Raw genomic sequence first — 26633 nt, 5'->3', positions numbered from 1 at the left:
ATGAAATACAACACACGAAATATAGGGATTATAGCACACGTAGATGCAGGAAAAACTACTTTATCCGAAAGACTTCTGTATTACACAGGACTTATTCACAAAATCGGCAATGTAGATGACGGAAATACCACCATGGATAAAGACATACAGGAAAGAAACAGAGGAATTACCATTTCATCCGCTGCAGTTTCTACCCAATGGAAAAAAGACGATAAAGTTTATAACATCAACATTATTGATACGCCTGGACACATTGATTTCGCAGTGGAAGTGGAACGTTCTCTAAGAGTTCTTGACAGCGTTGTCGCAGTTTTCTGTGCTTCATCAGGAGTTCAGCCACAGACTGAAAATGTTTGGTTCCAGGCTGAAAAACATGGAACATCCAAAATCTGTTTCATCAATAAAATGGACAGAATGGGTGCAGACTTCTTTGCTGTTCTTAATGAAATAAAAACCAAGCTGAATTCTGTTCCATTGGCCATTCAGATTCCGATTGGAGCTGAAAACGATTTTGAAGGCGTTATTGATCTTATTAAAATGAAAGCCTTATACTGGACAGATGAAAATGGAGAAACCATTATGGAAAAGGAAATTCCTGCTGCTTCTATGACAGAAGCCCATGAATACAGAGTTAAATTAATGGAAACTCTTGCAGAGAATGATGAGATGTTCTTTGAAATTTTTATGGATACTGAACAAACAGTAACTGTTGAAATACTCTCAGAAGCGATAAAAAGGGTCTGCAGCTCCGGATCAGCTGTTCCTGTTCTTTGTGGCTCAGCCTTTAAAAATAAGGGAATCCAGCCTCTTCTTGATGCTGTGGTTACTTATCTGCCTGCTCCAGATCAGCTTGCTGACCTGCAGGGAAGAGATCCACATACAGATGAAACGGTAATATTGGAAAGAAATGAGAAAGCAGTTTTTTCAGGACTCGTTTTCAAAGTTGTGATTGATAAACATATGGGAAGACTGGCTATGCTTCGTGTGTATTCCGGAAGAATACAATCCGGTGATACGATACTCAATATAAGAACAGGTGAAAGCTACAGAATTTCCAGAATTTTACAGATGCAATCGGATAAAACGTTATCACTGCATGATGCTAAAGCTGGCGATATTGTTGCTTTAACGGGAATAAAGGATGCCAAAACCGGAGATTCTTTATCTTCTACAGAGCAACCGATTTTACTGGAAGCCATTACAATTCCGACTCCTGTGATCAGAGTTGCTATCGAGCCGAAAACGAATGGTGATGAGAAATCTTTCGGTTTGGTATTGGCCAAAATACAGGAAGAAGATCCTTCTTTGGTGGTTGAAAGAGATCCGCAGACCGGAGAGACTTTATTGAGTGGATTGGGAGAACTTCATTTGGAGGTTACATTGGAAAAAATCCGTCTGAATCATGGTATTGAAATCAATCAGGGGAAACCTAAAGTTTCTTATCGTGAGATCTTAACGGAAACCAAAGTTCACCGAGAAAAACTTTCCAAACAAAACGGCGGAAGCGGCCAGTTCGCTGATATCACTTTTGAAATCGGACCAGGAAATGATCATGAAAATGGATTTGAGTTTGTTAATATGATCAAAGGAGGAGTTATTCCGACTGAATTTATTCCTTCTGTTGAAAAAGGTTTCAGAGAAGCTATGGAACATGGCCCATTAAAAGGATATCCTCTGGAAAACATGAAGGTGACTCTTCTGGATGGTTCTTTCCACGCTCAGGATTCTGCAGCATTTGATTTCGAAATTGCAGCAAGAGAAGGATTCAAAGCAGCGGCAAAAGGATGTCATCCTAAATTGATGGAACCTGTTATGCAGGTAGAAATCCAAAGTATTGAGGAGTACACGGGAGCTGTCACTGCGGATATCAACAGAAGAAGAGGAATTATCACCTCTATTGACGAAAAATCAGGAAGAAAGATTTTTGCATCGGAAGTTCCGTTAGCTTCAACTTTCGGATATATTTCTGACCTGAGAACGCTGACAAGCGGAAGAGCTTCTATCAGCATGAAATTATCACACTATGCTTTAGTGCCTGATTTTATTGCAAACACATTAATAACCTAAACAAGCAAGGACTGTAGATTTTTTCTTACAGTCCTTGTCTTGTTTGTGAATGGTCATTGTCAATTCGCTGCGATTGTCAATTTTTCTATTCTGAAAAAATTCACCATCCACTTGCGAAGCAAAATTCACTCATTGACTATGAAATTGTGAATAGTCAATCGTCAATCCGCTGCGCTTGTCAATTTTTTTTTACTATAAAAATTCACCATCCACTTGCGAAGCAAAATTCACTCATTGACTATGAAATTGTGAATAGTCAATCGTCAATCCGCTGCGCTTGTCAATTTTTTTTTACTATAAAAATTCACCATTCACTTGCGAAGTAAAATTCACTTATTGACTATGAAATTGTGAATGATCAATTGTCAATTCGATGTGCTTTCAATTTTTCTATTCTGAAAAAATTCACTTTTCACTTGCGAAGCAAAATTCACTCATTGACTCCTTTCCTATTTTTCCAGCATCACCTTATATGTAGGATCATCCTGAATATTAACTTCCACTACAGCCTCTGCATTTTTAAGTATTTTTCTGCAGTCTTCGCTGAGATGGCGCAGATGCAAGGTTTTGTGATATTGTTTATAACGTTTGGATAATTTGTCCAGCGCATCAATAGCACTCATATCTACAATACGGCTTTCTTTAAAATCAATAACCACCTGATCCGGATCATTCACAGGATCAAATTTATCCGTAAACGCTATTACTGAACCAAAAAACAAAGGTCCATATATTTCATAGTACTTCACCCCATTTTCATCTACATATTTTCTTGCTCTGATTCGTTTAGCATTATCCCAGGCAAAAACCAATGCCGAAATGATCACTCCAATCAAAACCGCCAAAGCCAGATTGTGTAAAACCACAGTGATCAGAGCTACAGTTACTCCAACAAAAATATCAGATTTCGGCATTTTATTCACAATCCTGATGGATACCCACTGGAAGGTACTGATCGCAACCATCATCATCACTCCTACCAGAGCCGCCATGGGAATTTTCTCTATTACAGGTGCTCCACACAGAATAATAATTAAAATTAACAATGATGCAATAATCCCGGATAATCTGGCTCTGGAACCAGCGTTGAGATTCACCAGCGTTTGTGCTACCATTGCACAACCTCCCATTCCGCCAAAGAAACCATTAGTAATATTAGCCAATCCCTGAGCTACGGATTCTTTATTGGCACTTCCTTTTGTATTTGTAATTTCATCCACCATAGATAATGTCAGAAGAGATTCTATAAGACCTACTCCAGCCATAATTAAGGCATAAGGAAAAATAATCTGTAACGTTTCCAGAGAAAAAGGAATCTGTGGGATATGGAAACTCGGAAGATTTCCACTGATATGGGCGATATCTGCTACCGTTTTTGTTGGAATATTAAATCCGAGAACCACAGCAAAGACAATGATAATAGCCACAAGAGAGGCAGGAACAACTTTTGTGATTTTTGGAAAAAAATAAACAATGGCAATTGTAAGAGCTGTTAAGCCAGCCATAATGTATAAAGGCATTCCCTGCAGCCAATTTACCGCACCACTACTATCTGTTATTTTAAACTGCTCTACCTGGGCCATGAATATAATAATAGCCAACCCGTTCAGGAATCCGTACATAACGGGTTGCGGAATCAGTCTTACAAATTTGCCCAGTTTAAAAATACCTACCATCATCTGAAGGATTCCGGCAAGTGCTACAGTGGCAAAAAGATATTCAATCCCATGGGATTGAATAAGAGCAATCAACACAACAATCGTTGCTCCTGCTCCACCAGAAACCATTCCCGGACGACCTCCCAAAACAGCTGTTACAAGTCCCATCATAAAAGCTGCATAAAGACCGATAAGCGGAGAAAGACCGGCCAGAATAGCAAATGAAAGAGATTCGGGAATCATTGTCATCGCTACCGTAAAGCCAGCCAGCAGTTCATTTTTATAATTGATTTTTTTCGAAAAATCGAATAATCTTATAGTATTTTTCATTCATTGACAAAGGTATGGACTGTCAGGATGGTATACAATTTTTTCTTTTTATCATTTTTTCATGAACCCATCTGTTAATTTGAATAATTCACACATCAGTTCTTATAATATGTTAATTTTAATTAAAATAAACACATAAGGTATAATTTTTATATTTATGATTGTTTTTACTTCTTATTTTTGTCTACATTTGAAAGCGAATAAGCAATTATTTGGTACTAATTAAAAATTCAACGAGTAAAAAGCTGTTTATCAATCTATCGCAGCTTTAACTCATAGAATTGTATAAAACCTTAATAGGTTATATATTATTTCACACAAATGGCAGGAAAAGAAGTTTGAAAGAGAAGAAGAGAAGACCATTGAAAATAAAGAATATAATCCAAGTACATTAAGGTGATCCCTACCCACCTGTTTTTAAGATATTTGGCAAAATTCAAATCTATTTTATAAGATTTATCGTCTTATAAAAGCTATTTTAATATTCTTAATCATAATTTCTATTCTTTATCAATTTCAAATTTCTGTGAATTATTCCCTGCCAAGTAAGATAATATATATCACCTATTCTCGTTTTTTTATATATAAGTTTAAACAAAAGAACAATATTTAGTAAAAATGTTATATAAAGAAATCCATATTGGGAAATTTATTAAGGAAAGAGTTGATGAAAATGAAATTACAGTAGAGAGGATATGTAAATTTTTAAGTAAAGATGAAGAGGCTGTCGAAATGATGTATGACAGCAGATCAATGGATACGGATCTTCTTTTAAGATGGAGCAAATTGCTGGAATATGATTTTTTCAGACTTTACAGCTCACATTTGATTTTATACGCACCTCCATCGGCAGTTAACAAAAACCAGCAGAAATCCGAAAAAACACCTTATTTCAGGAAAAATATTTATACACAGGAAATTAAAGACTTTATCATGAAAAGGATTCTTTCCGGTGAAATGACTCAAAGTGAAGTTATTAAAGAGTATTCTATTCCAAAAAGTACTCTTCACAGATGGCTTCAGAAGAGTGATAATGCAAACGGATAAACAGATAAAGATGCGCCCAAATTACAAAAAGATTTACCAGGATATGCTGAGGATGGAATATCCCGAAAAGCTTAAAGATCCAAAAATTAAAGATCTTCTTGAAAAGCTTCATACGAGCGAAGATGTTCTTAAGTTCAATGAAAAACTGTTCAAGCAATCCAGAGAAAATCAAAAACTCAAAACCTATGACAAACAGACTATGCTAAAACTGCTTCAGTATCAAAAAAAACATGGTCATTCTACAAGTTATATGTCACGAAAATATAAAATAAGCCGAACAACGCTTTCAAAATGGAAAGGAATGTTTGAAGAAGAGCTTGAAAATACAATGAAAAATGCCGGTAAGTAATCTACCGGCATTTTTTAAGGTAATAATAAGGAAAAAACCGGGCTAAACGTTTGCCGGAGTCGAACCGGATAACCTTGCCGGAGTGATCGGCTTCGCTATTCCTCCCATAGTTGTGTTACGATGAATTTTTTCCTAACGACACTTCAAAATAATAATATAAAGAAGCTGGAAGTGGGCAGAAGAAAGGAGTAAAGTCTGAAAAAATCATCTGACTTTATAGAAAATTATATACAAAGATATCTTTCAACGTCCCACTTCCGGCTTCTTATATATTTTAAAAACAAGGCAACAGGTGAATAATGCAGTCGTGCTCTAACCAGCTGAGCTACTCTTCCTATTTAGACTGTGTTTTTTATTGTGGAAGAGACGGGATTCGAACCCGTGACCCCGTCGTGATGAGCGAAGTAACATTTTTCTACGGCACTTGTTTGTTTTTAAAATAAAAAGAGGAAAGATTCGAAAAGACTTGTACAAGATCACTTTCATGATCTTCTGGAGTCCAACCAAATTAAACCGAAGTAGGTCTTTTCTACGGCACTCTTTTACAAATCAAGGTAATATTTTTCAGAATCTTCCGTGCATTTGCTCTACCAGCTGAGCTACCTCTCCTTTTCGGGGGAGAAGGCAGGATTCGAACCTGCGACCCAATGTTTACTCAATCTCGAAGTATGATTCTAAGACGACACTTGATTTTAATTATTCATAGTTATTAGTTTTCTTTCTACAAAAGTATATTCTTATTGCGCATTCTATTTACGTAGTATAATTTTTATTTACCTATTTGTTCGTTTTGCCTTGAAGCAAAAGAACCAAAAATTCAAGACCTGGAAACTACGGCTAAAAATAACCTACACGCTCTAAAAATTCTAAAACTTGCGCGAATCTAATGTTACTTTTTAGTTTCACTTTCTGTCTCGCGCTTCAAACAGTAGGATTTTCTTAACGTTCTTGTTGCTTATTTTCTTAACGCCTCCATTTCCTATGTCACATTTCCATAGTTATCATTGGTGGAAATTTCAACCTTTTATTATTATTTTTTCATTGATGTGATTTAAATAAAAGAGGCAAGATTCAAAAAGACTTTTACAAGATCATTTTCATGATCTGTTATGGAGTCGAACCAATATTATACCGAAGTAAGCCTTCTCTACGGCACTCTTTTATAGCATCAGGGTAAAAGCGGCTGAATCTTTTCTATACCATCTACTCTGCCATTTGAGCTACATTCCGTTTACAACAGGAATGACAGGAATTGAACCTGCATCTGACGGGGGACTCGAAGTATGATTCCAAAACGACACCTGATTTTAATTTTTCCATTGGGTTTTTCTGTATTTCTTCCAGTTTCGCTGGAACTTTGTATACCTTGCATTCACCACTTCAAAACCATGTGGAAAACAATATGAACAACCCATATCATTTCCGTACATCAATCTTGAGATCTGTACGCCTGAAACTTTCTTTGGAAAGTCAATTAATCCATATTCATTAAATCCGAATTTCTGTCTTAACGTTTTAGCTTTTTTCATAAGTATTGAGTATTAACCTCAATACACCGCTTCTTTTAGATCTGGTTTATAATTATTCATAGTTATTAGTTTTCTTTCTACAAAATTATATTCTTACTGCGAATTCTACTTACGCAGTTTTTTTATTAAAAACCAAGCAATGAATGATAAGAGTAGTTGATGTTCAATTGGAAGTTGACGATGAAACTCTTATTAACGGCATTGGTTAGCTACCGGGCAATCTGATGAAAGACTCTGTCAGTTTGGAATCGAAGGAGGTCTTTCTAACGGCACCAGTATTATTAACACTGCAAAATTACATTGCAGGTACGCAATCTTTTTACGTAGTTGATTTTTATTGAGAAAATAATAATGAAATAATTTCAAAAAGTTTAAAAATCCCTAAAATCGGAAGTAAAATAATGAACCCGATCAATAAAAAGATTCCTATTTTACTTAAAAAATCTGTTTTGTTTTCTGAATAACTGCCTTTCTCTCTTGTTTTGATTTTGAAAACAGGAATCTGTTTTGTGATTTTAAGACTATGTTGTTCAAGTTCAGTGATTACTTTCAATGCATATTCATCAAGCAGTTTTTTATCTCCTCTGAAAACAATATCTTTTAAAATGGCATTTCCTGAATTGCTTAAAGACTTTCTGTAAATCTCTACTACATTTTCCATTTTATTATTCTCTGGTTTAGAAAGAATCCAAAATTTACCTGCTTCATCAAGAAATCCTGCTTCAAAATAAATCTGTCCTAATCTTCTTCTTAGGGAAAGGTCATTAGGAAACTGATTAATCATATTTCTTAATCTGTCGCATGCTTTTTTCTTTCTGCCATCTTTAAGATCCTGCTTAATTTTATGCATTAAATTTCCCATACTTTTATTTTTCATGTAAATATTTGTTCGTTTTGCCTTGAAGCAAAAGAACCAAAAGTTCAATACCTGGAAACTTTGGCTAAAAATAACCAACACTCTCTAAAAATTCTAAAACTTGCGCGAATGTAATGTAACTTCTTCGTTTCAATTTCTGTGTCGCGCTTCAAACAATAGAATTTTCTTAACGTTCGCATAGCTTATTTTCTTAACACCTCCGTTTCCTATGTCGCATTTCCATAGGTTTTATTTTTAAAAGCAGTGCCTGTTACAGCACTACTTTCTGAATCATTTTTACTGCAGACTTTTTGTCTTCCAACGCGTTCAGTACATCGAAAATTTTGTCTGACCAACCCGCAATAAGGTGTACATCATTTTTTCTGATATCAAGCGGCTGTGTACCATAACCTGCAAGGTCAAAAATATACAGTTTTGCATTGGGAGCGATCGCTTTGTATCTGTTCCACAGGTTTTCAAAAGAGTTTCTGTTTCCTGTGCTATCCCACAGCTGGGTATCGGTGAAAAGCATTACTTTATCTACCTGCTCTCTTCTTTTGATAAGGTCTTCGATCACCAGATAACCGTTGGTGGAATATCCTACTTCACCTTCACGTTTGTAGAAGGCATCTACATTCCTTAAAATACCATTTTTCGGCATTGGAACTCTTAGCCAACGGTCACCGAAGATACCCGTTACCACGTTTTTACACTGTGACTGGAGGATCATAGACATCAGCAAACCGATATCATACAGCAAAATTTTACTTTTGCTGGAAACTGCTTTCTGCATAGAACCTGACACGTCGGCAGCGATCACCACTGATGTCTCAAAACCAAAACCTTTGATGTTTGTGGCACTTACCAAAACAGCATTTTCCAGAGCTTCCAGTACGGAGGACAGATAAGCAGAATCAAAGTTTTTTAATTCTCTGTAAGCCGCCAGGAATCGGAATGGGAGCTGTTTTGAATTGGTTACGGCTCTTTCATCGGAAAGATATCTGCACACTTTGTTCATCGCATCAGACGATACGTTAGCTTCCAGAATATTCCTCAGGTTTCTCATGGTTGCCATATAGCCCAGTTTGTTGCTGAAAATTAATTCTTCCCATTTATTTTTGAAAGCCAGTTTTCTTTCTGCATCATTTGCAAATTTTGTCTGACCCAAAACTGAAAGCTCCACTTCCCACGTATAAGGAGTTTGCAGTGTATTGTTAGCAATTTTATTGAAAACTGCCTGCTGATTTTCATCTTTAGCTTTCGGGTGAACCAGAAATAACGCATCTTTCAGGGTTACTTCTGCTTTTCTGTTATATTTTGCGAACTGGTATTCATCAAACTTATTGAATGATTTTACCAGACCTTTCTGAATCTGTTTGGACAGTTTATTCAGTTTCTTGGTATCTGTTCTTTTATTGGCAAACTGATAGTAAGCCAGCAATTCTGTAATTTCATCTGCTCTCTGAATGACTCCGTCTACTGTTTTGCTTACAAGGTCTGTACCTGAAGTCTGCTTTGCCAATTCAGTTGTCAAAACCAATGGGATAGATCTCAGATACATTTCTTTTCTTGCATATACGGCCAGCTTCGCCACAAATTCGGGATCATTTTTTTTGATCAGAGACTGGATTCTTCCTAATCTGTCATTTCCTTTTTCGTAGTTGGCATCTGACAGTCCTGTTGTAACAACAGCACTATACAGTTCTTCTGCAGGTGTCATGGCATATGCTTTTGTACCTTCGTAGTTCTGTACTACTTTATTTTCTTTTTTTAAAAAATTAAATTTCATGGTTACTGTTTTTATTGTTAAACATGGGAAGGATTGATACTTCCTTTCTGATTTCTGATGCAAAGTAAAAACAGTATTACGCAATCTTTTTGCGCAGAAAATTTTTCTTTGATTTTTTTATTTTTAATCTGATTCTCGCAGATTTTAAGTTTTGGTTAAAGCCGACTGAAAGGTGCTATATTTGAAAGGCGGGCTAAGACCAACTCTATTGTGTACTATATTGAAATTATTATAACACAGAATACACAGATGCTGTAGGAATAAAATTGAATTCTTCATTCATCATTTATAATTCATCATTATAAAATCCTTCTATTATTCATTTTAATTAAAGAAATCGTCTATGCGGAATTTTCAGATAAGAGTTTTCTAGCTTTGTTTTATTAAAATTAAGCTATGATTAAAGGAATATACGAGACTCATATTCAGGTGAGCAATCTGGAAAATGCAATACAGTTTTACACGGAAGTATTAGGATTAAAACTGGCTCACAAAGATGAAAACAGACCTATTGCTTTTCTATGGGCGGGAGAAGGAAAACAATTTATGCTGGGGCTTTGGGAGCAAAAGGAGAATCTTCAGACCAGACATTTTGCTTTTTCCAGCAGTAAAGAAGATATTTTGAATTATTCTGTAGAATTTCTTGAAAAAAAGGATTTAAAACCTTACAATTTTCTAAAAAACGGAACTGTAGAGCCTATGGTATTTGCATGGATGCCTGCATTGGCTATTTATTTTAATGATCCAGATGGAAATCAGCTTGAATTTATTTCTATTCTGGAGGGTGAAGGCAGACCGGAACTGGGAGTACTGAGCTATGAGGAATGGATGAAGCAGACTGGTAATTAATAAGACACTACTACAACACAGTGGCGCAAGATGTTGCGCCTTTGTGCTGCTCAACAAAATGATAAGATGAGCATCAGCAGTATTTAAACATTAACCAGTTTTTTCACTGCCAATACATGTTTACAGGGACCTCTTTCCCCCTGATATTTACTGAACCACTCACAGGTACAGCGTTCTTTTTCTTCCTGAATGATTACTGTATGATGTACACCGGTTCCTCTTACTCTGGCTTCTGTTCTTTCTTTATTATTATTCAAGATTTCTACTTTTCCGTCTTCAATCAATTTTTCCGCATTTTTTATGCGGGGATTAAGCCCGATAATCCGGCTTAATTTAAATGGAAGTCTACGATAGAAAAATTCTCTGTCATTAAGATCATAACCAAGCAATCCCATTGCAGCAAGCCTGCCTGTACTATTTTTAACATTGTCAAAACTGATGTTCTCTTCCAAGGTAAGTCTGCCAGGATTAAAAGACTGATTGGCATAGGCATATTTATCCAGCGCATCAATCCACTCATCAGGAACATCTGAAATCAGGCTATCCAACACCGCACCTTCACCTGAAAAACCTCTCCAGCATTCTCTCGATAAAGAAAAACTTAACCGGATATTTCCCATATTGAGTTGCCATGTTGTAGACTGCATATTAGCATGTGCAAAAACCTGCAAACCATCAATATAAGGAAGAAGAGGTTCTAATAGGCGTAGTCTGTGAAGTCCTCCTATACAAACAGAATCTGCAGATTTTACCGGAGAAAAAACAGGTTTATTTCCTCTCACAATTAAATAATAATCTGATTTCACCACTCCTTTGGGCATTCCTCTGAACAATTGCTGTGTCTGAATCTTATTGAATGTATGACGCTTTTCGGATTCTGATAAATACACCTGAACAGTTCCCAGTCCTTTGATCCATTTAGCAGGCAATGGTACTTTCTTTTCTATTATTTTGCTTTCCCCCTTGTATAGTCCTACTTCTTTTTGCCCTACAGAAAGCATAATTTCTTCATTCGGACGTATACTTCCCAGCTCTGTTATCATAGGTTGATTGAAATCCACATTTGTTGTTCCGTTTTCAAGAAACTCTCCATCCAAGCCTTCAGGAAGTACATCTATTCTTGCATACACTCCTGCACAATGAGAAAAACCTTCAAACCTTAATCTTTCATTTCCTGCTGTCACTATAGGATCTTTAAGAAGTGCCATCTGAAAAGGTGACAGGTTAAAACTGGATTTCACGATGTTTGAAAGTGTGATCAGACATCGGGCCAAAATAAAAGGCTGCTTTACATTTCCCCAGAAAAAACAGGGAATATCAGTATTTTTATCAATCTCACTGTATTTGGCAAGAAATAACTCTTCAAGTGTACCTCTCCTGACTAAAGAGGATACTCCTGAATAGCTGTAAATAAGCGTATCTTCCATGTTCTATTTTTTCAGAAGAAGATTACATATTTTTTTAAGACTCGAGTTTTCCTTCCAACTGTTTAATTTTTCAACGACTTCCTGATGTACTGAGGAATGGTTCAAAGCCAATACTTCATGGTAGATCTCCAGAATTCTTTTCAGATTGGTAACTGGCTTCTCCATTTGAAGTAAAATACTGAAAATCAATTCTTCAAGAGCTATATTGTGATTTTTACTTATATTAAGCATGTGGTGCTGTATAAGATCGGTCAATCTTTTCACTGGTGCCCATTCTAATTTTTCGTGCAGACCAATCACTCTTCCAAGTCTTGCATTATCCATCATCTGACCAGAAACATGTTCAAGCCAGATCTCAGCAGCTGTTCCACGAATGGTTTTATCACTATCCAGGAAAATAGTCCCAAGAAACAGATATCCAATTTCATCCAGAGGTTTTTTGATCTGATACAGCGTATTGGCAGTATTCAGAACAAGGCTTCTTTCAAAAACTTCTGCAATTCCTGAATAGAAAAGACAGTACTTAATTACCTTCGCCAGGGCATTTGCAGGTGTATTGGGGAAGCAAAGCATCAGCGCAGGAATTTCATTAAGTTCTTTCTGCTCAGCAACAAAATATTCCATGAATAAAGGTTCTTTTCTTTTTTCAAGATGGTATTTTGGAATCGTAATATTCAGCTCTACCGGATAGTATGAGTTTTTCTTATTGTCAATGGTTTTCCATTGATAATCTCCCGAAAAGAATTCTGCAGGAATATTATCATATCCGAAATTTTTAAATTCCTCAAAAGCCGTTTCCGGTGAGCGGGTAATTCCAGCGGTCATCCACCATGAAGGATGTATAAACTTACCTTCCGGCTTTGCATTTTCTCCAAAGAAGAAAAGTAGTAAGTCTTTATATTCACCTTTTAATCTTTTCTCTGTTTCTTCAATAGCTTTAGAAGTATCGTCTAAAGCACAACGTTGAAGGGCCAGCTGAATATCCAAATGATGAGGCTCTGCATTATTATTCTGATAATTCTCCAATCTCTCAACCAGCGTTACGGGAGAAATCCAGCATGGCGCATGGGTGATAGGAAACAACAAAGGAAGTTTATCACCGGATTCTATTTTTTCAACAGCATAGATGGCGATTTCCTTAAATGCCTGTCTTGCCGGGCAATCTGCCCCTACATCTTCTATAGGTCCCAATTTTTTCTGATAATTGGAGTAAGACTCTCTCGTAGCTTCCTCTTCTTTGGTTTTCTGGTATATTTTTTCCAGATTCTTTAACTGAATCGGATATTTTTCCATTAAAGCCAGCCCATAATTGATGATTGCATTGCATAATAAAACGTTCAGATAAGGAACTTCCCATTTTGCAATGGTTTTACAGGCTTTCAAAAACACAGGTTCCATCAGTTTTACAGATTCTTCATCTACATCTCCTGCAAATCTGATAAATCCAGTCAAAGCAATATCACAATGGTAGCTATAAGGATTGTCCATTGCTAAAGGCAGATAGAACATGAGATCTTCAAAGTTCTGAAGTACCTGCACTGCATTTTCATCTGAAGTCAGCAATAGTTTTTCTGATGCTATCGCCTCAAGTTCCGGCTGTTTTTCTTCAATGTACTTTACCAAAAGAGGACGTACATTGGTTAATATATTATCTGAATAATGAGAAAGCGCCACCATCATATTTTCTGAAGCCGGAATGTATTTAAGGATGATCTTCGCTGCTTTTGATTGTATCCCATCATCTTTACTGACAAATGCTGTACTTAAAGCCATCCCAAGCATATCCGGATCCATTTTCTTTCTCTGGAATATTTTTTCAGTAAGGCCCAGACTGGAAACCACTACTGTTTTTACCTCAGAGCTTAATAGATTCGGAAGATAATTTGAAAATTCTTCATTCTTAAATTCTGAAGTTCCCACAATTTTTTTCAAGTGAGATAATATTGTATTCACGGCTTTTGACTGTGAAGAAACAAGCCCTGCAAGTAGTTCATCCTGTAGATCAGATAATTCTTCTTCCGTTGGTTTTAATGAGGTAAACGCATCCATAAACCAACCCGTGACATTTTTATTAAAATTCCTGTTGGCAGCCAAAAGGCATTCTTTCAGAAATCTTTTTCTTTCAATTTTCTTATCTGCAATCAGTTTTTGAACAATAGGAAACCATTCTTTACGGAAAGGTAAAGATTTGGAAGGAAATTCACACAAATACCAAAAATGAGTATTGAGTGTTTCAGGGTGGCGGTCAAGATCTGCGGGATAATTGCTCAGATGATGTCCCAACAATTCTGGTTTGGGCTGTACATATCCTTTCTCCGTCCATCCTAAAATATCTTTATAATTAAATGCTGTAAATTCAGCTTCAACAGATTCATTGATAAAGTCTGAAAACCAATCCGGGCATCCCCATTCCAGTATCTGATCAGTCTGTTCTACATTACGGAAAAGACTCCAATAGTTTTTACCAAAATTCTTTTTGTCCATGCAGACAAATGAAGCAATATCTATGATGGAATGCTGATTCACAGATCCTGCCGTATGGTAGGAGTTTTTAGTCATTACAATTTTACTGATCTCACGGTCCATTTTCTTTATAGACGGTACCAGTGTTTTCCTTTCTTCAATACTAAGCTCTTTTAGAAAGGGAATAATCTCATGTATCTTTTCCTCATTAAGGATCTCATAAAGTCTTTCTTTCATGGTGCTTTAATTTGATGTATAAATTTGTTTCAGGTTATTCATTTTTTCCATTCTTTAGGTTGTCTGACAAGATTTTTTTCATCCCAGACTGATTTTGTTTTAACAGTTCATGATAAAGCCTAAGGAAATTTTCAGCATTCAAAACTGTCTTTTCAACTGTTGAAAGAATGGGCATCAGCAGTTTTCCGGAAGCAGCATTCCAACTGGTAATCACACGGATAAGTTTGGGAATTTTGTAGATAAATCCTTTTATCTGATTCCATTCAAAACTTAACTTTTTACCGATTATTATTCCCCACTTCATTTCTTTAAAATTATTCAAAAACATCCTGTTTATAGGGCTTCAAAAGCCGTACCACAGAGCGTTTCATAGTATTAAACAGTCCCAAAAGCATGAATAAACAAAGCCTCTTCAGGGAAGCGCATTCTGTTTCATCCAAACATTCGGAAACACAATATCTATTTACATAAAAACACTGATATACAACACTTAATAAGTTTTACTATTTTTTTTCTGTAAAAGCAGAGTCTGAAAAACAGGATACCACATATAAAATTCTCATCAGATTATTATCATAAACACCTTGATAAAATTGAATGAAGTATTTAAAAAAGAAGTATTATCAGGAATATAACGATCAAAGAATTCACTGACAATATCAACAGGTGTCTTGCCATATCCGGAATTCTGTTATTTGTAATCGTTTCCTGTTTTACAATACGTCAACAGTTTAAATTTTTCACCTGAAAACCTTTATCAATAAGCATAAACTCATTCTTATCGGCTAAAATAAAAAAAAATGACTGACAGACAGTAAATTATCCCATAAAAGTGATTTTTTTAACAAATATTAAGTTAATTAAAACAATGGCTATCAAAGCCGTTGATAACATAAAAACAATTCCCTGTTTAAAGATATATTAATAAAAAAGTGGTTAAAAGCGTTATATAATGATATTTACACAACATTTGGTGTCTTAATTCCAGAATTTAAGATACCTTATAACCAATTATGTTAGCTTACTAATACGTTAATTTTTTTTAAAATAATAAAAACAGGATTGTAATTCGCTAAATTTTATATATTTGCAAAATAAAATACTTGACAACTCAAATACTTTTCAATGATAAGCACAGAATTATTATTCTTAATAAACATCAATAAGCTACAATCTGTAATTGCCAGAAAATTTGATTCTCTGAGCGTTCATGGCCTGGGATTCAATGACTTTGTTATTCTTTATGTGCTCTATTCTTCCTCTGAGAGCAAAATGAGAAGAATAGATCTTGCCGAAAAAATAGGTCTTACCGCATCAGGAGTTACCCGTTTATTGAATCCATTGGAAAAAATCGGACTTGTATCCAGAGAAAGCAACGAAAGAGATGCCCGTGTAAGTTATGTGGTCATCACTCCTAACGGTAAAAAAGTATTTGAAGAAGCTAAGCTAAGCGCAGAAAATATTACCAAAGAAATTCTTTCTTCCAAAAAAGGTAAATCTCTACGCATGGTCAATGAGCTTTTATTTGATTTAGGAGGAAATATACAATAATGAAAAGATGAAAAATGCATTAAAAAAACAACTAAGAGAAAGGGCAAAAGACCATACAACAACAATGGGAGTACTTGCTGTTACCAACATTTCAAACGGGAAAAAATACGTTCAGGGTTCTTTAAACCTGGAAGCTCTGGTGAACAAGATGAAATTTCTGCTAAACGGAGGATTATTTACCCATCCACAATTACAGAAAGAATGGACTGAGTTGGGAAATGATTCTTTTACTTTTGAGTTTGTCGTTATTGTTCCGGATCAAAACAATGAATTTATCAACTATCGTAAAGAGATTCAAAAGGCTGAACAGTCTTATATTTCCGGACTCATTACAGAATTATATTAAAGTGATGTCAAAAAAATATTTATCTCCAACTTTTGAGGCAGGTAAACATCTGTTTACTAAAAATATAAAAGGAGCCATCATTAATCTTAACCTCATCAAATTAAAGAAGGAAGCAAATTATTCAGAATATCCGGATCTGAAACCCAATGAGCAAACAAGTGGTTGGGATGCCTATCTTACTTATATCAGGGAAACGGAACCTTATTTAAAGGAAAGCGGTGGAGAAATTTTATTTATTGGAAAGGGAGACCAGTTTCTGATAGGTCCTGAAAGTGAATATTGGGATCTGTGTCTCTTAATCAAACAAAAAAGTGTTAATGATTTTTTCGGTTTCGAAAAAAATGAAGCTTATATGAAAATTATGGGACATAGAATGGCTGCGGTAGAAGATTCCAGACTTTTACCATTGGAAGAAGTATTATTAAATACACAAAGGGATTAAATGAAAACAGTCAAAATGAATGATGTGGAATTATGCTATGAGGTATTTGGCGAAAAAAATTCTGATGTCATTGTATTAATTCCCGGATTAGGAAGTCAGATGATCCGTTGGGATACCACATTCTGTGATCTGTTGGTTGAAAAAGGGTTCAGGGTGATTCGGTTTGATAACAGAGATTCGGGGAGTTCTGTTTTTAATTCAAAAAGGGAAATACCTTCTGATAAAAGGATTGAAGAGATTTTTGCAATGCTCAGTAAAGAAGGGATTTCTTATTCTTTAATGGAGATGGCGAATGATGTTATTGGCCTTCTTAATCATTTAAATATTGAAAAAGCTCATATTGCAGGACGTTCCATGGGAGGAATTATTGCACAGCTTTTAGGTTCCTATTATCCTGAAAGAGTTTTATCATTGACGATCATCATGTCTACTTCTATGAATCCTTCCCTTCCCAAACCTGATCCGGAAGTGATGGCTATGATGACACAGGTGTCTGCTGATCCTGTTCTTCAGAAAGAAGAGTATCTAAGAGAAAAGATCCGTTTTGCAAAAAAAATATCGGGTTCGGGATATATTTTTGATTCGAATCAGGAAAAAGCTTTGCTTGAAGAGGAACTTATACGCTCAAGAACCAAAAACGGAATTATCCGGCAGCTTTTAGCAATGGCTTCCTTTCAGTATAATCCTGAAGTGCCAAAGAAAATAACTGCTCCAACTTTAATCATTCACGGAACAGACGATCTGATCTTTCATCCTGATTGCGGAAAAGATATTGCGGATTCTATTCCGGGTGCCAAATGGCTGCTTATTGAAGGAATGGGACATTTTATTCCGAGGGAATTATTTGATACAATCAGTGAAAGTATGGTCAGTATTATCAACAAAAAGCTCCCATATTAAAGGGAGCCTTTTACTATTCATCCTGTAAAGTTTGTATAATATGAATTGTCTTATCTTCATTATTGGCAAAATAAAGTTTCAGTTCTTCATACATAAAGTTCTTAATTTCCGTCTGCACTTTCGGAGTTCCAAGCTTCCATCTGGTTGAACCCAAAAAAGTAAGTTCTCCTTGTACAGAAGCATAAAGCAACAGGTATTTTTTAAGTCTTGCTGTACTTATATTTAATTCTATATTTCTCTTTACGGCTTCCTCTTTCAAAAACATCTTGAATCCTTGTATAATTCCATCCAGTAAAGATCCTCCCAAAATGGTTTCTTTATAATTGGCGTACATCTTGATTTTAGGTGTAAAGATCTGGTAATCTGCAAAGGCAAATGCTACCGAATATGAAAACTCTGTTTTTTTCCGAAAATTCAATGTAAAAAAATAGGAATTATATGGCAATCTCTTTTGCACTTCATCATCTATGATTTCAGCTAAACCAGCTGGGTAATGAAAAATATTAATCTGCTGTTCATCTCCAGATTCATCAATACTTTTTATTTTCATATTTGAATCCAAAAATGAAAACCTTCTGAACAAATTGTTCAAAACGCGGTAACTCAATATCAAGTCCTTAAAAATATCTTTATCAGGAATGAAATCAATTGTCCATCTGCAGGTTTCTTCATTATCAATGTGCTGTATGTTGTCCAAAATCTTAAAGTTCCCTTTTTCGGATTGCAAAACAGGTAAGTTATTAATCTCAATCGTAGAATACTCTGTCAATGCAATAATACCTGCCAATGATAAATAAAACTGTCCCTGTTTGTACTGATCAATAGTTTTTATGACTTCTGTATTAAAAAGCGTTCTTTCAGGACTGATCCATTTCATAACCAATCTATTATCTTTTTTCAGGATGAAAGTGATATCATAGATTTCTGCTTGAATAAAATCTTCAATAAAATAGCTTATTAATTCATTGTAGCCTAAGTGGTTCAGAAAACCTATATACATTGCAGGTCGCATTCTGATATGCTCCAGCACATTATATTCTTTAATCATATATTAAGAATCAAGATATTTAAATATATGAATTTTAAAAGTTTTATCGGGACTTTTGGAGGCACCAATGCAGAATCTTTGCAATGTTTTTAGCGTCATCTACTCCTCTGTGGTGGGTACCTTCTAAAGTCATACCCAGTTCACCCAAAGCTCTGTTCATTCCGACACTTTTCCTGATTGTAGGATGAATTTCACCAAATAATGTCTTCACATTGATATGGTCATCACTCATTGGATAATCTGTGTAGAATCTTCTTGCCTGATTCTGAAGCATATTCAGATCGTAGTTTCCGTAGCTCGCCCAAGTCAGTTCCTCCGAATCATACTCTGCCCTTAGGATATCGAAAGCATCATCCAGCATAATGCCTTCATGATCCAGCATATTTTGGGTAATAGTAGTCAATTCCGTACAGAACGGACTTACTTTTGAATACTGGGGTTTTACTAAAATTCCTTCATTTTTAGAGATCTTACCTGTTTTTGCATTCATGATGCATACCCCGATTTCAATGATCTCACTTTCCTGACCTCTTGGCGGGCGGTTATCCCAACACGTTGCTTCAAGGTCTACTATTAATATATTTTCTGTTGTTTTCACTTGTCTAAAATTTAATTGTTAAAGATTGGAAGAGGATGCAGAAAGAAGAAATTTTTACTATTGTCTCATTTACTTCCAGCCTCCAGCATCTGTCCTCCAGTATTTGAAATTGACTATTTACAGAATCTTACTTAAAATTCTGGCTGTATTATAAGCATCGTCTGCTCCGCTGTGGTGGGTGCCTTCAAAATCCATATTCAAATAATGTAAAGCTCTTTTAAGCCCTATTTGTTTATGCAATTTGAAATGTCTTTTAAATTCATGCATCACATTCATATAATTTTCTGAAAAAGGATTGGTTATCCCGAGCCAGTCACATTGTTCTATGATCTGCTCTCCGTCGAAGTTTCCATATCCTGCCCAGGTAAGTGGTGCGGAATGGTATTGATCTCTGATTAATTCACAGGCTTCTTCGAAATAGATTCCTTTTTCTTCTATCAGTTGCGGCGTAATTCCGGTCAATTGTGTACAGAATCTGTTGATTTCTGACCGTTCCGGAATAACATAGATGCTTTGTTTCTGGGAAATTGCTTTTGATGTTAAGTTTAATTTACAAATTCCTATTTCTATAATATCGACCTGCTGCCCAATGGGAATTCTGTCGTTTTCCCAACATGTAGCTTCCAGATCGATGATTATCATCTCATTGGTTGTTTTCATGATTTTTTTAGAAATTAGAAGCTAGAAGTGAGTCAGGTTTATACTTCTCATATCCTCAAGCTTCATTTTCATCGTTAATTGTTAATTTCTGGGAGCAAATGGAGGCGTCCATTTTTTCCTCTTCATTATTTCCTTGACTTCCTCGTAGGAAACAGGATAAAAATTGTGGCAATCTACCCCAACGTCAAAACTGAGTGCCATCTCATCATCCGGTAGAGTTCCGTGTGAATGGCCGTATAATTGCCAGACCCCGCGGTGTGAACCATTCCAGGTACGCATGGCGTAATGGAAAAGAATGATTTTCTGTTTACCATTACTTTGATCTGCTTCATCAATTCTCAGTTCGTGGTAATCTCTGATGGAAGCAAATCGTTTGGGATAAGTGAGAGCCGCTCCTTCATGATTGCCCTTGATCAGGTGGATATTGCCATGTAACCGGTCTAAAACCTCTTTTGTAAAATCCGGTTTGCCTAAACTCATGTCTCCTAAGTGGTAGACTGTATCACCGGGCTCAACTTTCTCGTTCCATCTTTTAATGAGTTCTTCATTCATATGGTCCAGTGATTCAAAAGGTCTTTCTGAAAACTTTATAATATTCTCGTGACCAAAATGATGGTCTGCTGTAAAAAATATATTGGGTTTCATTTTTTTAATTGTTTTTTTCTTTTTAAAACCACCCCGTCAAAAATTCTTTGAATTTTCGCCACCCCTCCAAAGGATGGGAATTGTCACACTTTCATGAGTCCTATTTCTCTTTAATACAATGAAGTGTTTTCGTTCTTCTGACTTTGATGGTTACTTGTTATACATAAAAAAGTTTCGGTAAAAAATTACCGAAACTATACTTTAAGAGTCATCAACTCTTCTTTTATAAAATCAATGACTAAAGAATTCAACTTTTTGTTGATCCTTTTCTGCTCTTCTTTTTCAATAGTGGCAAAAGCTGCCGGGAAGTCTTTCTGGAAATCCTCTAAAATATCCTGTGAAAAAAGACCTATTACCTTACCTATCATTTTAGGTTCGAATTCGCCAATTTTGCTTATCACATTATTCAATCTGTTGGCTGTAGCATATTTTTGGATTTCCTCCCAGATCTCCTGAGCTTTTTCGCTGAAGTGAATCTGTTTCTGAACAGTTTTACCCTCTTTTTTAACCATTTTGGATTTTTCTACCCATTTTTCATTCTTATTTTTAAGAATAATTCTGGCTCCGTTTCCAAAGTATCTGGTTTTCAAAGTTTTTACAATGGTTCCTTCACACCTATTGTCTTCCAATTCGGGTAATCCCAGCCAAGCAGGAATTTTTGAATTGAAAACATTAGGGAATTTCAAAGCTTCTTCAAGACTTCCCTGAAACAAAATTTTAGCATAGAAAAATCCTGTCTCTTCAAAAATCTGATTGACCACTTCTGTATCCAAATAGGTAATTCCATTCAGTTTAATATCGAAAGCGTAAAATTCGTTGTAAGGTGCATATTCAATACCTTTCTGTACTTTTACAGCATCTTTTACGGGTTCTACTTCTTTATGTTGGTAACCACCACCGAACAATTCACCGTAGATCACTACAGTTTCTACATTCGGGTAAATGGCTTTCACTTTTTGAAACACTTCTATTACATTTTTTCTGTAGCGTTCCAACATCTGATGGGCATTGAAAAATTTCTCATCTTTTTCGATGAAAGCAGTTCTCTTTGCGATTTTAATTTCCTTTCCGTCGGTAAAGAAAGAGAAATTAGCTCCGTGAACTTTTTCCTGTACGATGAAAACCTCATCCCCAAAACCCTGCATCCTGATCTGTTCGATCACGCGGGCCTGGTAAGCATTTTCTATAGCGTTATATGTTTTGAAAATCATTTTGTTTAGTTTTTAATCATTTCTGATTCGTTTTGCTGCATCTGGGTAATATGTCTTCGAGCATGGAGTGACAGAAAATAAATATATTCATATACATTAATTTTCCCCAGGTCATTCACTGTCATTGTCGTTTTATACAAGAGTCCTTTGCCATTTTTCATTACTTCAAGATAGTGTACGCATTGAAGATATTGTTGGTTTATTAAGCTTCTTATTTCATCTAAGCTTAATTCTCCTTTCGGCTCCATATGTTCTGGTCTTATCCATTCAAAGGCACCGTGCTCCCCTACTTTGTCAAAATTTTCTTTATTGAAACTGTAGTTTTTTATTTCAGATTCCAGATCAAGATCTAAAGAATTCTTCATTGCTTTTTTGGACCCTTTTTCGATAAGGATGAGCAGATAAAAATTCGTAAGATAAATGTGTTCTAAAATCTGCTGAATCGTCCAGCCTCCGTTTGAAGGCTGATGATTCAACGTTTTTTTATCTTTTTGAAACCATCCGTCTACATTATCAAATGTGAGCTTCAGATGTGCTTTTATATCTTCAATAAATCTTAAAATGTCCATTACAATTCTTTAAAGTTTTGCAGCAGGTTTAGGATATTTTCCTTTCCTACCGGATTCATGGAGTGGCAATAGAATTTCGGAAGGTCCAGATAATGATCCATACAATATTCTACCAGCCATTTGGCGCAGTCGTATCCTGTTTTCTCAACAAATTCCTGAGAATTCTGTTTCAAATAGTGTTCGTCTGCAAGATCATGGTCAAAAGATATCATTTCCGGGAGTCCTTTTTCCAAGATCCTGTTGACAAACTGTTCGTAATTCCGAACAATGTGCCAGTCACTTCTGAGGAAAATATCCTGTTGGGTATAATGATAAGCCTCGATCGGGTATCTTATATCATCCAGAAATAATAATCTTTTTGTTTTTTCCATGAGTTAATTTTTATAGTTTTTAAGCTTCCAGCTTTATTACACCATCATATCAGCACAGTTGGAACTTGCGAAAGCGTAAGGTTTTGCTTTAAACACATATCCCATTCCCAGAATATAACCCATGGCATCTTTTAATGCTACATTGGATTTAAAATCCGGGTCGGTATTAATGTCTGCGTGTACCTCCATTTCCACACCATAAGCATCCAGCACAGAACAGATCGCGTATGCAATTTCAACGGATTTGTTGACTTCATTCAGCATTCGCTCCTTGATACTGATACTCTGTATTTCTCTTTCTTTTCTAATAAAGGTAAACGCTCCTTTTCCCTCACGAATAAATACTACTGCCGTAGCATAGTTGATGGCATCTCCGTATACATGAGAGTCTGATCCCACACATACTTTCAGACGGTGTCCGTTGGCCTGTTCGCGAATGATGGCTTCTTCTACCAGCTGTGTGATAGAGTGCTGGAAAATTTTTCCACTCATATTCTGCCATGTTTGTTGTTGCGTTTCCATTTTTTCTACATGTTTTAAATTTTGTTTTAAATTAATTTCTGAATTGTGAATCGTCAATATTTTTAAATTCATTTGCAAAGCAAAATTCACTATTGACTATTCACTTTGCACTCCGAACCGGACTCGAACCGATACCATCAGTTTTGGAGACTGAGATGCTGCCATTACACTATCAGAGTAAAATTGTTGATTCATTAGGACTCGAACCTAAACTCCAAGAATCAAAATCTTGTGTGCTGCCAATTACACTATGAATCAATTTTATAATTGATAAATGTTGATCGATAATTGATGAAGTGCTCAGCAATCATTGATCATTAATCTCTTATCATTTATGTTTTTGTACGGGAAGAGGGATTCGAACCCTCAAAAGCTTGATCCTAAATCAAGAGTGTCTGCCATTCCACCATTCCCGCAGGTTTTTTATAAGTAATGAGTAATTGGTAATGAGTAATATTTTTATTTTCATTATTACTCACTGTTCTTCAATCACTTATATCCTGTACCTCTCCCCAGATTCGAACTGGGACTTTACGGGGTTTAAAGCCGTTTTCTCTGCCAATTGGAATAGAGAGGCGTATCTTATTAGTAATGAGTAATCGGTAATTCTTAATGAAAATCCATGGGTATTTACTTATTGCTCATTACTTATTACTCATAGTATATCTAGGTTTGAGAAAGCTCTGTCTGATAATAAACTATGCCTGTTAGTGTTTGTAAAGATCTTCTGCGCTTGACAAACCTTTCTCATTTCCTAATGTATTTTGTTTAAAAAAGTAAAAGGCTGTCTGTTTTTATTGACTAAAGATCTTCTGCTCTCGACAGTCCTTTTTCTCTTTTCTTCATTTTTTTGCGTGAATGGTAACTGGCCAATTTTTTCAATAAAATCTGAACTTTCATGGTATTAAATCAATTCAATATTGACCAGCTATTCACATCCAGTACTCTATAAGGGAATCGAACCCTTGTTTTCTGCTCGAAAGGCAGGCGTCCTCACCGTTAGACGAATAGAGCGTTAATCCACAAACCAGGAATCGAACCTGGACAACAAGAGTACATTTCCTGCATGCTGCCATTACATTATTTGTGGTTGGTGGAAGTAGTAGGATTCGAACCTACTCAGCAATGAAGCAACAGATTTACAGTCTGCCCCGACTCTCCAACTTCGGCGTACTTCCGGATTTTTTTGAGCAATTAATCATATTCATAAGTAATTCCTCATTTTACCATTAAAAAGAAAAGGTCTGTCTTTATATTGAATGTTTGGTTAAAGATCTTCTGCGCTCGACAGCCTTTTTCTTTTATTAATAAAGGATATTCTTTGCTATAGATGATAAAAGATCATTGATAAAAGATGCTTATATTTCCTATAGTTTTTACTTTGAGATGGCTATGGGATTCAAACCCACTCAGTTTACACAACGGTTTTGCAGACCGCCCCGACTCTTCCACTTCGGCGAACCATCAGATTAAAAATAAAGTCTGTCTAAAATTGTTTGATATAAGAACTTCTGCGCCTGACAAACTTTATTTTACCTAAAAATTTATAAATGATATTCTTTAACTTTTAATTCATCCGGAGAGAAGAAAAGCCTGTCTCTATTTTTCGTGTTTGGCGTAAAGATCTTCTGCTCTCGACAAACTTTTACTTTTTCTCCTGAAACAATTAACAATTAGTTACTGTAATTCCGGAAGGACTCGAACCTTCAACCTTCGGTGTATCAGACCGACACTCTAACCACTTGAGCTACGAAATCATTTGTATTCCATAAGGGGATCGAACCCTTGTCGTCCGGTAGAAAGCCGGATGCACTTGCCACTATGCTAATGGAACCAATTGTCTGGAAAGCAAGATTCGAACTTGCGACCTCCCGCGTCCAAGACGGGTAAACAACCACCGTTATCTTTCCAGCTTTGAGGTTCACTTCTGTTTCTTTTCCGGGAGACAGCCGGATGGGAAATCTTCCATGAACCTTTGGTGATTCCGAGAGGATTCGAACCTCTAACCCTGGGTTTAGAAAACCCATGCTCTGTCCAGTTGAGCTACGGAACCGTTTTTTGTAATCCCAGAAAGATTTGAACTTTCAACCCCCGGTTTAAAAGACCGGTGCTCTAACCATTTGAGCTATGGGATTATTTTAAAGTCGTGAATAGTCAATAATCAATTCGCTTCGCTTGTCAATTTTAAAATTCACATTCTTTGTAATCTCAGAAGGACTCGAACCTTCAACCTTCGGTGCCGTAAACCGACGCTCTATCCAATTGAGCCATGAGATTTTCTCCTTTGGGTATCTCCGGGGATCGAACCCTGTTCTCCGGTTCCACAGACCGGCGCTTTACCAAATAAGCTAAAGAAACCATAAAAAAAGCGCCTCTTTTCGGGAGGCGCTTCATATATTTAAACGTAAGAGATCATTAGCTGACCCACGTATATAAGCACCTTTTATCCACAATTTCACTTTCAAGAATACATGCAACACCTGTCGGCTTCTGTCCGAATAGTCTTGAATATTGATTGAATATGTTGTGTAACTGTTTCATTTTATTTTTGTTTGTTTCTAAATTATTTTTAACTGAATCCTGAAAACCTGTTGCTTTCAATTTTCGGTTGCAAAGTAAATATGAATTTTTGGAATCCGCAAATAAATTTTTAACTTAAAATATTGATAATCAATTTATTATATGTTATTTTTAGCATAGAGAATTTCTGTCCGCAATATTTTGCAGATATCTTAATTACCTAAATGACTGTCTCTCACCGGGTTGCTTATCACTCTATTTTATCGTATTAAAGTTTCATTGTTTATTAAAAATTTTTCATGTTTATGGTTATTTTTTTTCATTCTAAATAATTTCTGACCTACAAAACAAAAAACGCCTCGGTTTTCCGAGGCGTTTCTGTTGTATTTTGATTAATTTTTTACAAGTTTACAGTAAATAATTTCCAAAGTCAGCACATTTCGCCTCATTCCATATCACCTCATCATACCCGAATAATCCTTTATTAGAAGGACTTTCGCATAGTTCTGCATTGATATGTGCTCTTTGTATTGTCATAATTTTCTGTTGCAAAGATAAATCTTTTTTGATATTATTTTATAATATTCACAATTTTGGGAAAGTTTTAGATAAGCAAAGGGACATAAAGGAATCAATTAAATTTTGATTT

Annotated in this window: 24 protein-coding genes and 14 tRNA genes; 8 read left to right on the top strand and 30 right to left on the bottom strand. The window is 35.8% G+C overall.

Annotation, left to right across the window (positions count from 1 at the left end; translation table 11 throughout):
• A complete protein-coding gene (gene fusA, locus DEU39_RS22305; protein ID WP_228436876.1) occupies nt 1-2067 on the top strand; it encodes an elongation factor G in 2067 nt (688 codons plus the stop codon).
• A gap of 449 nt (nt 2068-2516) precedes the next feature.
• Here the strand turns inward: fusA and DEU39_RS22300 are convergent, their stop codons facing one another.
• Nucleotides 2517-4055 (bottom strand): SulP family inorganic anion transporter, encoded by a 1539-nt coding sequence (locus DEU39_RS22300; RefSeq protein ID WP_120233415.1) that lies wholly within the window; start codon nt 4053-4055, stop codon nt 2517-2519.
• Between the two features lie 618 nt (nt 4056-4673).
• On the opposite strand from DEU39_RS22300, the gene DEU39_RS22295 reads away from it, so the two are divergent.
• Together DEU39_RS22295 and DEU39_RS22290 are read left to right on the top strand one after the other, a co-directional pair.
• Complete coding sequence (locus DEU39_RS22295) at nt 4674-5102, top strand: hypothetical protein (RefSeq protein WP_062675529.1); 429 nt, start codon at nt 4674-4676, stop codon at nt 5100-5102.
• A gap of 10 nt (nt 5103-5112) precedes the next feature.
• Nucleotides 5113-5451 carry a helix-turn-helix domain-containing protein gene (locus DEU39_RS22290; protein WP_120233461.1) on the top strand — a complete coding sequence of 113 codons (339 nt, stop codon included), beginning with the start codon at nt 5113-5115 and terminating at the stop codon, nt 5449-5451.
• A gap of 1307 nt (nt 5452-6758) precedes the next feature.
• Here DEU39_RS22290 and DEU39_RS22285 read toward each other — a convergent pair.
• The 3 genes from DEU39_RS22285 to DEU39_RS22275 form a co-directional block, all read right to left on the bottom strand.
• Nucleotides 6759-6980, bottom strand: a complete 222-nt coding sequence (locus DEU39_RS22285) for a hypothetical protein (protein WP_062675530.1) — start codon at nt 6978-6980, stop codon at nt 6759-6761.
• Nucleotides 6981-7314: 334 nt separating this feature from the next.
• A complete protein-coding gene (locus tag DEU39_RS22280) occupies nt 7315-7857 on the bottom strand; it encodes a DUF6584 family protein (protein ID WP_120233414.1) in 543 nt (180 codons plus the stop codon).
• 250 nt (nt 7858-8107) lie between these two features.
• Nucleotides 8108-9625 (bottom strand): TROVE domain-containing protein, encoded by a 1518-nt coding sequence (locus tag DEU39_RS22275; RefSeq protein WP_120233413.1) that lies wholly within the window; start codon nt 9623-9625, stop codon nt 8108-8110.
• Between the two features lie 396 nt (nt 9626-10021).
• Between DEU39_RS22275 and DEU39_RS22270 the strand changes: the two genes are divergently transcribed.
• Nucleotides 10022-10474, top strand: coding sequence for a VOC family protein (locus DEU39_RS22270; RefSeq protein WP_120233412.1), 453 nt, complete (start codon nt 10022-10024; stop codon nt 10472-10474).
• An 83-nt stretch (nt 10475-10557) separates the two neighbouring features.
• Here the strand turns inward: DEU39_RS22270 and DEU39_RS22265 are convergent, their stop codons facing one another.
• From DEU39_RS22265 to DEU39_RS22255, 3 genes are read right to left on the bottom strand one after another with little or no spacing between them, the layout of a single operon-like run.
• On the bottom strand, nt 10558-11901 hold the full coding sequence (locus DEU39_RS22265) for an SWIM zinc finger family protein (protein WP_120233411.1): 1344 nt from the start codon (nt 11899-11901) through the stop codon (nt 10558-10560).
• A 3-nt stretch (nt 11902-11904) separates the two neighbouring features.
• Nucleotides 11905-14601 (bottom strand): DUF6493 family protein, encoded by a 2697-nt coding sequence (locus tag DEU39_RS22260; protein ID WP_120233410.1) that lies wholly within the window; start codon nt 14599-14601, stop codon nt 11905-11907.
• 34 nt (nt 14602-14635) lie between these two features.
• Nucleotides 14636-14923, bottom strand: a complete 288-nt coding sequence (locus tag DEU39_RS22255; protein ID WP_131797541.1) for a hypothetical protein — start codon at nt 14921-14923, stop codon at nt 14636-14638.
• A gap of 803 nt (nt 14924-15726) precedes the next feature.
• On the opposite strand from DEU39_RS22255, the gene DEU39_RS22250 reads away from it, so the two are divergent.
• Genes DEU39_RS22250 through DEU39_RS22235 form a run of 4 tightly spaced genes read left to right on the top strand, consistent with a single transcriptional unit; the run spans nt 15727 to nt 17840 of the window.
• Entirely contained in the window at nt 15727-16152 is a 426-nt protein-coding gene (locus tag DEU39_RS22250; RefSeq protein WP_062675537.1) for a MarR family winged helix-turn-helix transcriptional regulator, read from the top strand.
• A gap of 7 nt (nt 16153-16159) precedes the next feature.
• Nucleotides 16160-16498 (top strand): GIY-YIG nuclease family protein, encoded by a 339-nt coding sequence (locus tag DEU39_RS22245; RefSeq protein ID WP_120233409.1) that lies wholly within the window; start codon nt 16160-16162, stop codon nt 16496-16498.
• A 4-nt stretch (nt 16499-16502) separates the two neighbouring features.
• A complete protein-coding gene (locus DEU39_RS22240) occupies nt 16503-16940 on the top strand; it encodes a DUF1330 domain-containing protein (RefSeq protein ID WP_120233408.1) in 438 nt (145 codons plus the stop codon).
• Nucleotides 16941-17840, top strand: coding sequence for an alpha/beta fold hydrolase (locus DEU39_RS22235; protein ID WP_120233407.1), 900 nt, complete (start codon nt 16941-16943; stop codon nt 17838-17840). It abuts the gene before it with no gap.
• 13 nt (nt 17841-17853) lie between these two features.
• On the opposite strand, the gene DEU39_RS22230 is transcribed toward DEU39_RS22235, so the two are convergent.
• The 23 genes from DEU39_RS22230 to DEU39_RS22125 all read right to left on the bottom strand — a co-directional run bounded on the left by DEU39_RS22230 (nt 17854) and on the right by DEU39_RS22125 (nt 26521).
• A complete protein-coding gene (locus DEU39_RS22230) occupies nt 17854-18888 on the bottom strand; it encodes a hypothetical protein (protein WP_120233406.1) in 1035 nt (344 codons plus the stop codon).
• A 43-nt stretch (nt 18889-18931) separates the two neighbouring features.
• Nucleotides 18932-19486: a 3'-5' exonuclease gene (locus DEU39_RS22225; protein ID WP_120233405.1), complete on the bottom strand. Its 555-nt coding sequence runs from the start codon at nt 19484-19486 to the stop codon at nt 18932-18934.
• Between the two features lie 117 nt (nt 19487-19603).
• Nucleotides 19604-20146 (bottom strand): 3'-5' exonuclease, encoded by a 543-nt coding sequence (locus DEU39_RS22220; protein WP_120233404.1) that lies wholly within the window; start codon nt 20144-20146, stop codon nt 19604-19606.
• 81 nt (nt 20147-20227) lie between these two features.
• Complete coding sequence (locus DEU39_RS22215) at nt 20228-20791, bottom strand: metallophosphoesterase family protein (protein WP_062675543.1); 564 nt, start codon at nt 20789-20791, stop codon at nt 20228-20230.
• A gap of 194 nt (nt 20792-20985) precedes the next feature.
• The gene (locus DEU39_RS22210) at nt 20986-22002 is read right to left on the bottom strand and encodes an RNA ligase, Rnl2 family (protein WP_120233403.1); all 1017 of its coding nucleotides are present in this window, start codon (nt 22000-22002) and stop codon (nt 20986-20988) included.
• 5 nt (nt 22003-22007) lie between these two features.
• On the bottom strand, nt 22008-22571 hold the full coding sequence (locus DEU39_RS22205) for a DinB family protein (RefSeq protein WP_120233402.1): 564 nt from the start codon (nt 22569-22571) through the stop codon (nt 22008-22010).
• Complete coding sequence (locus DEU39_RS22200) at nt 22571-22942, bottom strand: cyclic-phosphate processing receiver domain-containing protein (RefSeq protein WP_120233401.1); 372 nt, start codon at nt 22940-22942, stop codon at nt 22571-22573. The genes DEU39_RS22205 and DEU39_RS22200 overlap by 1 nt, the downstream gene beginning before the upstream one ends.
• A gap of 36 nt (nt 22943-22978) precedes the next feature.
• The gene (locus tag DEU39_RS22195; protein WP_062675669.1) at nt 22979-23464 is read right to left on the bottom strand and encodes a ribonuclease H-like YkuK family protein; all 486 of its coding nucleotides are present in this window, start codon (nt 23462-23464) and stop codon (nt 22979-22981) included.
• A 108-nt stretch (nt 23465-23572) separates the two neighbouring features.
• Nucleotides 23573-23643, bottom strand: a tRNA-Trp gene (locus DEU39_RS22190).
• 7 nt (nt 23644-23650) lie between these two features.
• A tRNA-Gln gene (locus tag DEU39_RS22185) sits at nt 23651-23722 on the bottom strand.
• An 85-nt stretch (nt 23723-23807) separates the two neighbouring features.
• A tRNA-Leu gene (locus tag DEU39_RS22180) sits at nt 23808-23880 on the bottom strand.
• Nucleotides 23881-23967: 87 nt separating this feature from the next.
• Nucleotides 23968-24041: transfer RNA gene (locus tag DEU39_RS22175), tRNA-Leu, on the bottom strand.
• A 365-nt stretch (nt 24042-24406) separates the two neighbouring features.
• A tRNA-Glu gene (locus DEU39_RS22170) sits at nt 24407-24478 on the bottom strand.
• A 77-nt stretch (nt 24479-24555) separates the two neighbouring features.
• Nucleotides 24556-24642 (bottom strand) — tRNA-Tyr (locus DEU39_RS22165).
• Nucleotides 24643-24848: 206 nt separating this feature from the next.
• Nucleotides 24849-24930 (bottom strand) — tRNA-Cys (locus tag DEU39_RS24590).
• A gap of 217 nt (nt 24931-25147) precedes the next feature.
• A tRNA-Ile gene (locus DEU39_RS22160) sits at nt 25148-25221 on the bottom strand.
• A gap of 5 nt (nt 25222-25226) precedes the next feature.
• Nucleotides 25227-25298: transfer RNA gene (locus tag DEU39_RS22155), tRNA-Glu, on the bottom strand.
• A 6-nt stretch (nt 25299-25304) separates the two neighbouring features.
• Nucleotides 25305-25376: transfer RNA gene (locus DEU39_RS24585), tRNA-Pro, on the bottom strand.
• 64 nt (nt 25377-25440) lie between these two features.
• A tRNA-Arg gene (locus tag DEU39_RS22150) sits at nt 25441-25517 on the bottom strand.
• 8 nt (nt 25518-25525) lie between these two features.
• Nucleotides 25526-25599 (bottom strand) — tRNA-Lys (locus DEU39_RS22145).
• Nucleotides 25600-25667: 68 nt separating this feature from the next.
• A tRNA-Arg gene (locus tag DEU39_RS22140) sits at nt 25668-25741 on the bottom strand.
• A gap of 8 nt (nt 25742-25749) precedes the next feature.
• Nucleotides 25750-25817, bottom strand: a tRNA-His gene (locus tag DEU39_RS22135).
• Nucleotides 25818-26392: 575 nt separating this feature from the next.
• Complete coding sequence (locus tag DEU39_RS22125) at nt 26393-26521, bottom strand: penicillin-binding protein (protein WP_120233400.1); 129 nt, start codon at nt 26519-26521, stop codon at nt 26393-26395.
• Nucleotides 26522-26633: the final 112 nt, after the last annotated feature.

It is taken from the genome of Chryseobacterium sp. AG363, from assembly GCF_003610675.1.
Taxonomy (GTDB): domain Bacteria; phylum Bacteroidota; class Bacteroidia; order Flavobacteriales; family Weeksellaceae; genus Chryseobacterium; species Chryseobacterium cucumeris.
Note: the sequence above shows the minus strand (reverse complement) of the source record. Positions and strands in the feature narration are given on the sequence as shown.